The organism is Thalassospira sp. MCCC 1A03138 (assembly GCF_002115785.1).
Classification (GTDB): Bacteria; Pseudomonadota; Alphaproteobacteria; order Rhodospirillales; family Thalassospiraceae; genus Thalassospira.
Window position 1 is genome coordinate 335,944 of record NZ_JFJY01000006.1, and the last position, 11,170, is coordinate 347,113.

The 11,170-nt window shown below is 55.6% G+C and carries 11 protein-coding genes; 6 read left to right on the forward strand and 5 right to left on the reverse strand.

Annotated features, from left to right (window positions below):
* The first annotated feature begins 12 nt into the window (after positions 1 to 12).
* Both TH468_RS14635 and TH468_RS14640 read left to right on the forward strand, forming a co-directional pair.
* Positions 13 to 615 (forward strand): hypothetical protein, encoded by a 603-nt coding sequence (locus tag TH468_RS14635; RefSeq protein WP_139834726.1) that lies wholly within the window; start codon positions 13 to 15, stop codon positions 613 to 615.
* 249 nt (positions 616 to 864) lie between these two features.
* Positions 865 to 1,797, forward strand: a complete 933-nt coding sequence (locus TH468_RS14640) for an ABC transporter substrate-binding protein (protein WP_168177151.1) — start codon at positions 865 to 867, stop codon at positions 1,795 to 1,797.
* Here the strand turns inward: TH468_RS14640 and TH468_RS14645 are convergent.
* Both TH468_RS14645 and TH468_RS14650 read right to left on the reverse strand, forming a co-directional pair.
* Complete coding sequence (locus tag TH468_RS14645) at positions 1,794 to 2,531, reverse strand: alpha/beta fold hydrolase (protein ID WP_085645276.1); 738 nt, start codon at positions 2,529 to 2,531, stop codon at positions 1,794 to 1,796. The two genes, TH468_RS14640 and TH468_RS14645, sit on opposite strands and share 4 nt — an antisense overlap.
* Positions 2,528 to 3,088: a hydrolase gene (locus TH468_RS14650; RefSeq protein WP_085645278.1), complete on the reverse strand. Its 561-nt coding sequence runs from the start codon at positions 3,086 to 3,088 to the stop codon at positions 2,528 to 2,530. The genes TH468_RS14645 and TH468_RS14650 overlap by 4 nt, the downstream gene beginning before the upstream one ends.
* A gap of 214 nt (positions 3,089 to 3,302) precedes the next feature.
* Between TH468_RS14650 and TH468_RS14655 the strand changes: the two genes are divergently transcribed.
* Positions 3,303 to 5,252 (forward strand): DEAD/DEAH box helicase, encoded by a 1,950-nt coding sequence (locus tag TH468_RS14655; protein ID WP_085645280.1) that lies wholly within the window; start codon positions 3,303 to 3,305, stop codon positions 5,250 to 5,252.
* 91 nt (positions 5,253 to 5,343) lie between these two features.
* Here the strand turns inward: TH468_RS14655 and TH468_RS14660 are convergent, their stop codons facing one another.
* Together TH468_RS14660 and TH468_RS14665 are read right to left on the reverse strand one after the other, a co-directional pair.
* Positions 5,344 to 5,790, reverse strand: a complete 447-nt coding sequence (locus TH468_RS14660) for an Rrf2 family transcriptional regulator (protein WP_007091951.1) — start codon at positions 5,788 to 5,790, stop codon at positions 5,344 to 5,346.
* 4 nt (positions 5,791 to 5,794) lie between these two features.
* The gene (locus TH468_RS14665) at positions 5,795 to 6,292 is read right to left on the reverse strand and encodes a GNAT family N-acetyltransferase (RefSeq protein WP_246832346.1); all 498 of its coding nucleotides are present in this window, start codon (positions 6,290 to 6,292) and stop codon (positions 5,795 to 5,797) included.
* Positions 6,293 to 6,773: 481 nt separating this feature from the next.
* Between TH468_RS14665 and TH468_RS14670 the strand changes: the two genes are divergently transcribed.
* A complete protein-coding gene (locus tag TH468_RS14670; RefSeq protein WP_007091953.1) occupies positions 6,774 to 7,250 on the forward strand; it encodes an Lrp/AsnC family transcriptional regulator in 477 nt (158 codons plus the stop codon).
* A gap of 31 nt (positions 7,251 to 7,281) precedes the next feature.
* Here TH468_RS14670 and TH468_RS14675 read toward each other — a convergent pair whose 3' ends face one another.
* Positions 7,282 to 8,619, reverse strand: a complete 1,338-nt coding sequence (locus TH468_RS14675; protein ID WP_085645284.1) for an MATE family efflux transporter — start codon at positions 8,617 to 8,619, stop codon at positions 7,282 to 7,284.
* Positions 8,620 to 9,325: 706 nt separating this feature from the next.
* On the opposite strand from TH468_RS14675, the gene TH468_RS14680 reads away from it, so the two are divergent.
* A complete protein-coding gene (locus tag TH468_RS14680) occupies positions 9,326 to 10,024 on the forward strand; it encodes an alpha/beta hydrolase (RefSeq protein ID WP_085645286.1) in 699 nt (232 codons plus the stop codon).
* Between the two features lie 240 nt (positions 10,025 to 10,264).
* Positions 10,265 to 11,170: cache domain-containing protein (locus TH468_RS14685; protein WP_139834728.1), on the forward strand; the 906-nt coding region annotated here is incomplete at its 3' end.

Below are 11,170 nucleotides of genomic sequence, written 5' to 3' on the forward strand. Positions count from 1 at the left end.
CAAGGAGCCCCCATGAGAACCCTTTCCAACGCTTCGAAACGATTGTCTTTGCGCGTGCTTGCTGGTGGCGTTTTGGGAAGCGTCCTGCTGCTGGCGGGATGTGGCAACATCACAACGATTGAACCGCCAACCTATCAGGTCAATGATGTGCAGACCTTCAAGGTTTACGGCGCGCCAAACCAGGTCATGATGGTCGAAGTCCATGACAAGCAATCATCTGTATCGCCCGAAACATGGGCATCCGCCCTGTCCGGTCACGGCTTTCCACCGCGCCTTGATTTCATCACCGATTCCACCAAACTCGGTCCGAATCAGGTCTTGCGTGACGGGTATCGTGTTGTTGTCGTCGTAAGCCCGTCACAAGCCACGATGGGTGAAAAAATCTGCACCACGCCCGAGGCTACCGACTATCCCGCAGATGCAACCAAAATCCCGGTTCGCCTTGCCTTTTGCGCGGGCGACAAACCGATCTCGGAACTGCGGGCGCATTTCGTAAAAGCGGATTTTGAACAACAGGTTACCAATACTGGTGGCAGCATCATCACACAGCTTTTCCCCCGCGAAATCCGCGATGACAGCGATCGCCGCTGTGGCATGTTCCGCGCAGGCTGCTAAACCGGAAATAGCAATTGGTATAATTCTGCACCCATCGTGCTTGCTCTTGCCCTTTATTCCGGGCACCCTGTTGCCAACTACCCTGAAGGGTAGGCATCAGGCATAAAAATAAGTGCCGATAAAAACAGGGAAGACTACTCGAATGGGGAAAGACCGTTGCCAGAAATGGCACGTATCGGCAAATTGCGCGCGCCCATCTGGTTGCCTCTGGCACTGGCTGGCAACCCTGAAATGAAAAACAGGGTACACTTGACGTCGCATATTCTGTCCGTCTGGCAAACGATCCGGCCCTCCTTGCGCCGCGTGGCGTGTGCCGGTCTTGCTATCGCCGTTGTATCCACAGGTTCTGGCGTGGTCGCAAAGGCCAATGATGGCCATCCCGATACGGCAACCGATCCCGCCAGTGCAAACAGTGCCTATGACCTGCATCTGACCGTGCTTGCCGATCAGGAATCCTATCCCCAAAGCTATCAGCTTAACGGCCATGCCAATGGCGCGCTATACGATCTGCTGCGTGATTTCAGCAGACTTCAGCAGATCGATATGTCCTTTCAGCAATTGCCGCTCAAACGCGCGCTTGAAAACAGCGGCAACAATCGCGCGGGTTTCATCGGCATTCCCGGCAACACGGCAAGCAATACCGTCATCTTTTCGGACGGTATCAGCACGACAAGCCTCCTTGCCCTTACCCTTAAGCAGCGCGACCTTAACATCACAACCGCCTCCGACCTTGACGGGCTTCAGGTTTCCATCGCGCGCGGCCTTGAACTGCATGGCCCCTTGGCCCGCCATCTGCGCGAAGGTCGATTTGATATCACCCGGTTCAATTCAATTCGTCAGTCAATTGCCCTGCTGCTTGCCGGGCGGGTTGATGTTGCGCTGATCTATTGCGGATATGCCCAAAAGGCATCGCTTAAACAGATCGCCCATTTGACCGATGATGAAATTGCAGCATTGTCGATCCACCCGACATCGCTGATGAATACGATCAACCGCCTGATATTGCCCGCCACCCCCGGCAATGCCCGCCTGATGCGGCACTTTAACAGCTACCTCGCCAGACAGCGCAGCAGTGGCGCATTGGAAAAACTCTATGCGCGGTATCTGACCCTTGAAAACACCATCGAAATGGTCCTGAGCGATACGCTAACCCCGTCCGACACCAGAATATCAACGCCCTAGGTAATAAGCTCGCAAAGCGCATCGGCGCATATATGGGGCTGTTCCAGCGGCACATAATGCCCTGCCCCGGCAACTTCGATCATCCGCGCACCGGGGATGCGGGCCGCCATGTCGTAATGCGATACCGGGCTGATCACCCGATCAGCCTCCCCCACCATCACGGTGCAGGGGATATCGAGTTCCGGCAACAACGCCATGCTGTCCGGTCGGTTGGCAACGGCTATGATCTGACGTTTGAAAACATCCTCGCCAAGATCCTCCGCCATATCCGAAAGCAGGCCGACAAGTTCGTGATTGTGCCGATGATCGGGATGCAGCATGTCATCAAGCATCGCGTCATTCACCCCCTGAAACGGCAGGTTCACCCCCGAAAGCCGGGCAAGCAAAATCCTGCGCCGTCGCATCACCGGGTCATCGGCCGTCGCGCGCGTATTGACCAGCATCAGATGCGATACCCGTTCCCGCGCCATGCGCAGGATTTCAAACGCGACATACCCGCCCATCGACATCCCGACCAACACAAAACGATCCGGCACCAGATCAAGGACATCCCTTGCCATCGCCGCCACATCGTCCTTGGTATCAAGTTCGGGGATCATCGGCGTAATCGCCGGGGCGACACCCCGCCGGGCACGCGCATCCATGCGTGCGATCACCGGCTGCCACATCCGATGATCGGCCAGCATCCCCGAAAGAAAGACAACCGGAATGGTCGTATGGGGAATGGCCGTCATTTAATCAGTGCGCTCAGTTCCTTGAATTCCGGGGTCCCCGCCACGCGCAGCCATTCAAACATCACGCTTTCCCGCGTCACGATTTTCGCCCCGGCATCGCGCATCCGTTCCAGCCCGAAAATCTTGTCGTGCATGCTGCGCGATGTCACCGCATCGGCCACCACATAAACCTCGCGCCCGCGATCAATCAGCTCCATCACGGTCTGAAGCACGCACACATGGGTTTCCATCCCGGCAATGACGATCTGGTCACGTCCCGGTGTTTCTTCGATCTTTTCCATGAAACCGTCGGCCGGCACGCTGGAAAAACTGACCTTGGAAACAACATTGCCGCCATCGGCGGTATCGGACGCCTTCATCATCAAATCAAGGATCGAGGCCGCCGTATGGCCAAGCCCCTTGGGATATTGTTCAGTCACAATGACAGGAACATTCAAACGGTTGGCGCATTTGACAAGAAAGCAGCAATTCTCGACAGTCTGGTCAGGGTCCTGACAGGCCGGATAGAGCTTTTCCTGAACATCGATAATCACCAGACTTGCACGTGATGCGTCCATCAACACCGTTTTTCTCCCCGTTTCATTGTCTATTTCACCAGATTACGCTTCCGGTCTGTGGCAAACAAGCCTCTCGCACCGGGTTAATTTACCTCTTTAACCCTTTTTTGAGGCGTTTTTCTTGACTTAATTAAGGCTTCGCTTTACGACGCAAGCTGCTTTATCGCAGCGATAATCACATCATAACGCATTCTATTGCGGGAAAACGAACCATATGAATTTCGCCGATCTCGGTCTGAGCGAAGATATCCTCAAAGCCGTCGCAGACGCCGGCTATGATACCCCGACCCCCATTCAGAGCCAGGCCATTCCGTCCGTCCTGATGGCACGTGACATTCTGGGCTGTGCACAGACAGGTACGGGCAAGACAGCCAGCTTTACCCTGCCGATGCTCGATATTCTGCATCATGGCCGTGCGCGCATGCGGATGCCCCGTTCGATCATTCTCGAACCGACCCGCGAACTCGCGACCCAGGTAGCAGCAAACTTCGACACCTACGGCAAATACATGTCGCTGTCCAAGGCGCTGATCATCGGCGGGGAATCCTTCGTCGAACAGCAGAAAATCCTTGAAAAGGGTGCCGACGTCATCATCGCGACCCCGGGTCGCCTGATCGATACCTTTGAACGCGGCAAACTGCTTCTGTCGGACTGCAAACTGCTGGTGATCGACGAAGCCGACCGCATGCTTGACATGGGCTTCATCCCCGACATTGAAAAAATCGTCAATATGCTGCCCAAGCAGCGCCAGACGCTTTTCTTCTCGGCGACCATGCCCAAGGAAATCCGCCGCCTTGCCGACAAATTCCTGTCTAACCCCAAGGAAATCACCGTTTCCCCGCCCTCGACCATGGCGACCACGGTGGAACATAAACTCCTTGTCATGGATGAAATGGACAAACGCGAAGCCCTTCGCAAACTTGTTCGTCAGGAAAACGTCAAGAACGCCTTCGTGTTCTGCAATCGCAAAAAAGACGTCGATATCCTGTTCAAATCGCTGACGAAGCACGGCTTCAATGCCGGTCGCATGCATGGTGATCTGGTCCAAAGCGAACGCACCGAAACGCTTGATAAATTCAAGTCGGGCGAAATCACCCTGCTGATCTGCTCGGACGTTGCCGCACGCGGCATTGACGTTGCTGATGTCTCGCACGTCTTTAACTTCGACGTGCCCTTCAACGCCGAGGATTACGTCCATCGTACCGGCCGTACCGGTCGTGCCGGTCGCGCAGGCAAGGCCTTCATGCTGGCCGTACCCGAAGACGGCAAACTTGTTGCCGCGATCAACAAATCCATCAACATGGACATTCCCCTGACCGAGCTTGAAGGCATCGAAACCCTTGAACTGGACTTCACCGGCAAGAAACGCCGTGTGAAGAAAAGCCGCAAGGCGCCGCAGCGTGATGCATCCCCGCGCAATGATCGTCCGGCACGTAGCAATAACCGTAACGACCGCGCAGAACGCGACAGCAAGGCTGTTAATGCTGGTGCCAATGCCCCTGCCGCGCCAGAAGCAAAGCAGCAGGACGCACGTCCGGCCCAGCAGCCGCGTGACAATGCGCCACAGCGTGACGCAAAGCCGCGCAACGAACGTTCGAACCGTCCTGAACGTCAGGATCGTAATGATCGTTCTTCTGGCCGTTCCGCGTCGCGTCGTGATCGCGATGATCGTTATGACCGGCATGATCGTGACGACAAGCCGGTCATCGGTTTTGCTGACCATACTCCGGCCTTCCTTCTGACCCCGGTCCCGGCCTCTAGCCTTGGCAAGCCGCGCGCCGACGAGGTAGAGAAAAAGGCACCGGCCAGAAAAACATCGTCAAAGGCCTCTGCCGAAAAAGTAACGGCTGAAAAATCCGCGTCGGAAAAAACGGGTACGGCGAAAACCGCACGCGCCAAACCGACACGCACCAGAACCACACGGGCAACCGCAAAAAAGGCAAGCCCGGCACCAGAGACCAAGGACGAGGCAGCAGCCGTTTCTGCTCCAGCTCCAGCTCCGGCTCAGGAGCCTGCATCTGCACCGGTGGCCGATGACGTCCCCGCCAAGGAAGAAAAACCGAAAGCCGCCCGTCGTCCGCGCAAAAAACCGGCCCCGAAAAAGGCCGCCAAAACCGAGACCGCGGAACCCGCAGAAACCGGATCAACCGCCAGCGAAAGCTGACCCTTTCCTTTCCGGTTCATCGAATGCACAAAAGGCCGTCAGATTGCTCTGACGGCCTTTTGATTTTGGTGCGATTATCGTAAATGGCGGCTTATACCGCGCGGAACAATCCTGTCGACCGCGGTTTTTCCGGGCGGCGCTTGCGCATCAGTTTCAGCATGGTTTCAATCGAAATCGACAGCAGGGTTGCATGGGTGATTTCCTCGATCTCGTCCATCACCTGCGACAGCGCAACACCGGCATTGGTGTCCTGCACAATGCCGCTTGTCGGGCCTGCACCGACCTCCTCAAACAGCCTGACAACATCAAGCAACGTCGTGCGCTTGGCATTGCCGCAGAAACGATAACCGCCACCGGCCCCACGGACCGATTCAACCAGCCCCGCCCGGCCCAGATCACGCAGGACCTTCGCCAGATGGTTGGTCGAGATATTGTATCTCTCGGCGATTTCGGATGCCGAAAGCTGCCGGTCAGTATCCTCGGCCAGTTCCAGCACGGCATACAGCGCAAACAGGGTCGCCTTTTGCAAAGACATCATGGCGTTACACCCCTTCGTCCATATCGGTTTCAAGCTGGATAAAGGGGCCGGCCATCATGCCCTGCGCGCGGAAGAACGACATAAGGTCGGTCGCATCGCGCGGGATCATGGTGCGGATCTTGGTCACACCGGCCTTGCGGAAACAGCGGCAGATTTCCTTGTAAAGAATGCTGCCTATCCCGCCCATGCGCAAATTCGGCTCGACACTGACCGTGCCGACCCAGCCGCACGGGACCGAGTTGAATTCCCATGACCGGACTTCCCCGAAAATGCAGCCCAGCAACGTATCGCCTTCTTCGGCAACCAGGAAAAACCGGGAATCCTTCCTGTTGCCATAACGGGTGAACAGGTCATCCCAATATTCCGGCTTGCGAAGGCCCGTTGTGCGGTCGTCAAGTGCGACCACATTGGCAAGGTCATCCTTGACCGCCGGACGGATATTGATTTTATGCTCGCCAATCGAGACCAGGTTATATCCCGGTGTATCTTGCGCAGCGTCCACCACGTAATGCCTTTCTTGTCCTGCAGGTTGGCAAAACCCCAACCCCCCAGCTCCTGACAGGAGAATAACCATCGTAAAAATACGTAAATTGGTACGATTATACTACACTGTCATTACCACACGCGGCAACGATAAGTTCCGCCGCAGGTGCGAACAAAGCAAAGCAATGCAAGGATTTGAACGACATAACCCCGATATTTGTTCTATGCAAGTCCTAACGTTTTCGGCACCGCAAACCAGACTATTCTGACATGTCCCGCAACCGGGAATTTCGCCTCCCTCTGATCCGGCTTCGAAATCACAATCTGTTACCGTAAAAACATCGCGCACGGATCACGCAAAGATTGACAGGAACGCGAAGTCATGGCTTATCGCGCAGCATGATTTTTGCGTTGGCGGGTAATTTATGCAAAGCCCGCAATGCGGCAAAATCAACCCGGATCACAATAATATCCATCGAGTATAAGGAGTGGGGCACGCCATGGCGCGCAACGGTTTCGACGCAATTGATCGCAAAATTCTTCGTGAGATTCAGGAAGACGGGCGCATCTCGATGGTCGAACTGGCCGACAAGGTCGGTCTTTCCGTATCCCCCTGTCTGCGTCGCCTGCGCAAACTCGAAGAAAGCGGCGTGATCCGCAAATATGTCGCCCTACTGGCCCCGTCACATCTGCGTCTGGGTGTGAATGTCTTTGTCACCGTGTCCCTGACACAGCATGACGAACCGTCGCTGCGCCGTTTTGAAACCGCCGTGCAATCCCATCCGGAAATCGTTGATTGCTATGCCATGGTCGGCAATCAGGATTACATGATGCGCATCGTCGTTCAGGACCCGGCCGCCTATCAGCGTTTCCTGTCCGACGTCATGATGAAGCTGCCCGGTGTCGCCAACATCAAATCAAGCTTCACCCTGCACGAAGTCAAAAACAGCACCACCCTGCCCGTGCCCGAAGCCTGATCTCGGGTCTTTCGACATCCGGATCAGCGGGTTAGGCAGGTACTTTTCGACCTTCGGGAATGATCGTCGGAAACAGCACCGCAAGCGTCACCCCGCGCAGCAGGAAGAACGCGTTAAGCGACGCCCACAGCAGGTGATTGCTGTCATACACAACCGCCATCCACGCCATCCCGGCATAGATTGCCACCGACAACAGCATCATGTTGCGCCATTGCCGTGTCTGCATTGCGCCAAGAAACACACCATCAAACTGAAAACCCAGAACCCCCGTCACCGGCAGGATGACAGACCACAAAAGATAGTCATATGACGCGGCGCGCACTTCCGGGATCGTGGTCAGGCCATCAATGATCCACGGGCCGGCAAGGCCGAAAATCACGACCATAACCACCGCCGATACAATCGCCCAGATTGTTGTTTTGCGCACCGCCCAAAGGAACTGTTTGCGCCGTTCTGCCCCATATGCCTGCCCGACAAGCGTTTCCGCCGCATGGGCAAACCCGTCCAGCGCGAATGACCCGAACACCATGAAATTCTGCAAAACCGCATTGGCCGCCAGTGTCACCTCGCCAAAACGCGCCGAGAAACTGGTGAAAATTGCAAAGGCCGATGTCAGCGCCATGGTGCGCACAAAGATATCGCCATTGATTTTCATCAGCCGCGCCAGTTGGGTTCGATCAAAAATGCCAATCCCGCGCCACGTCCCGCCAAGCCGCTTAAGATGCGGCTGCATCAAAAACCAGCCCAGCATCACTCCGGAATAATCGGCAATCACCGTGGCACCTGCCACCCCCTTGACGTCCCAGCCAAAGCCTTGGACAAACAGGATATCCAGGACCATGTTCAGGCTGTTGAGAACCACCTGAAAAATAAACACCGCGCGCGCGTCGCGCATCGCCAGCAACCAGCCCAGCATGCAGTACTGCATCAATGTCGCAGGCGATGCCCAGATGCGCACATGGAAATAATCCCGGGCCGCCGCCTCGACCGCCGCGGTCGGCCGGATCAAGGCCATGGCCAGTTCGATGATCGGCCATTGCAGCACCATAACCGCAAGCCCCGCCGTCACCGCAATCAGGGCCGCGCGGGCAAACACCGCCCTGACCCCGTTGGGATCACGCCGCCCATAGGCCTGTGCCGCAAGCCCGGTGGTCGCCATGCGCAAAAAGCCAAAGCTCCAGAACACATAGGAAAAGATCAGCGCCCCTACCGCAACCGCCCCGATATAATGCGGACTGTCCAGATGGCCGACCACAGCGGTATCAACCGCGCCCAGCAACGGAACGGTGGCGTTGGACAGAATGATCGGCAAGGTCAACGCCAGAACGCGTCGATCCCCCTTGCCGAACCAGCGGCGCGTGCGGCTCACTCGGGAACTCGTCGGGGAACTCATCGGGGCCTCGGAAAATCGTCTGATCGGATGGGGCGAATTCCGGATCACCCGGATGACTTCTTGTGACACAGTTTGCAGCGGCGCAAAAGGCACCTTTGGAACTGTTATGCATCAAAGAATCCACATTCGTGAATAACCTCCGCGACTTATTCACCCTTAAGGTTATTCTGGTATGCATCCGATACCGGCAAATTTCCGGTTTCACCCGAAACAATGTGTCACAGTTTTTTCACAATTCCCGTCAAATGACTGTGAAACCGCGATAAATTTGTGACAAAATTTTCGACCATTTGGTCATGATTTTCACCCCAAATACTATCCCATTGAATAGTATTTCTGCGCAAATTCATACTTTCACAACAGAAATCCTGATCAATTCCGACTATACCGGGCCAATCATCCACACAGTTATCCACAGGCTGTATCATAGCCCGGATCACGACCCTATTCCGTCATTTACATGCCCGATGCATACCCATCCGGCATTTGTCCGACGGACCTGCTCTTTGGCCTGATGCAATCCTTGGCAAACCGATCATCTTTCACATCATTTAGGGGAACCCAAGGCGGTCAAATTTCTGCCACGGGAAATCGCCAGAGATAAGCAGATATAAAAAGACTGGCCGTTGCGACGCAGCATTGCTAATCAGGAACAAAGACAAACAAAGGGATCTGATCTGACATGACCGCCGAAACCGCATTGAACGGTCCGATACTGCCGGCCGCATCAGGCACGACCAAAAGCATCGTGATCCTGCTGCATGGCTATGGTGCCGATGGCAATGACCTGATCGGGCTGGCACCGCATTTTGCCCGTGCCCTGCCCGACACCGCGTTTTATTCGCCCAATGCCCCGTTTCCATGCGAAATGTCGCCGTTCGGACGGCAATGGTTCAGTCTGGCCGAATATGATCCGGAATTTCTCCGTCGCCAACCGGAAACCATGTCGGGCGCGCTTCGCGCCATGGCCGAGGGGGCGGCGAAGAATGCCGCCTATATCGACCGCTTCATCGACACCCTTCTGGCCGAACATAACCTTCCGGCGGATAAACTGGCTCTGATCGGCTTCTCGCAGGGCACGATGATGGCTCTGCAAACCGCACCTCATCGCGATCCGGCCCTGGCCGGTGTTGTCGGTTTCTCTGGCGCGCTTCTGGGCGACGAGGCCTTTGCCGCAGCAATCAAAACCAGACCGCCGGTACTTCTGGTTCATGGCACCGCCGATCCGGTCGTCCCGATCGAAGCATCACGTCTGGCGCTTGATACCCTGACAGCCAATGGCTTTGCCGCCGAACTGCACGAACGCCCGGGCCTTCAGCACGGCATCGACGAAGACGGCATCATGCTGGCGACGAAATTCCTGCAAAAGCACCTCGGCTGACCAACGGCCCCGCCCCTTCTGAATAGCCGCACAACGGACACCTGCCCTCGAACCGATGGCAGGTGTTTTCTATTCCCGCGCGACGTTTAACATCCTGCGCGTGAAATACCGCGCCCAAACATACCACTTTAGGATAGCTAGCTATACAAAAATGGTGGTAGATATAAAGACTATCAGGGGTTCGGGCCGGGGTGTCCCGCTCGACATTTTCCCAATGGCGTCACCGGGAGAAAACGTCTCATGCTGCAAAAAATCAAAATTGGTCGAAAAATTGCCGGTCTTTCAATAGTTGCTCTTATCGGACTTATCGTCATTTCCTTCGTGGAATTGATGAATTTGCGAACCACACTTCTTGAAGACCGTAAGGAAAAAATCCGCGCCACCACAGAATATGTCGTGTCGCTTGCCAATGATTTTCAGCAACGCGTCAAGTCCGGTGAGCTTGACCAGCAGGCGGCGATCGACGCCTTCTACAAGATAGCCGCATCAGGCAAATACGATGGCGATATCGGCTATTTCTTTGCCCTGACCAAGGATAACACCATGGTCATGCATGGTGCAAACCCGGCACTGGCCGGCAAGGACTTCTCTGCGGTTCAGGATTCAACCGGCGCCTATTTCATCAAGGATCTGGTGACAGCAGGCAGCGTACCCGGTGGCGGTTTTTCAACCTATTTCTGGCCCAAACCCGGTCAACCCAAAGAACTGACCTTTGAAAAACTGTCCTATGCGCATCCTTTGCCTTGGGGGGCTGTGATTGGTACGGGTATCTATATTGATGATGTCGACACCGCCTTCCAGGAGGCCGCAACATCCTTCATGATCCTGTGCGGCATCATTGTCGCCCTGATTGCCGTGACGGGAATCTGGATCGGGCGCGACATTGCCAACGGATTGCAAAAACTTTCCGAACGCATGACCCACATCGCCAATGGTGACCTCGAAGGCCACATCGAAGGCCAGGAACGCGGCGATGAGGTTGGCGATATGGCACGCACCGTCGTTGCCTTCCGCGAACAGGCCCGCGAAAACCGCAAACTTCAGGATCGCCAGAAACAGCAGGAAACCGAGGCGGATAACAAACGCCGTCAGGACGTGCTTGAAATGGCACGTAATCTTGAAAGCCGGGTAAAGGGGCTGATCCAG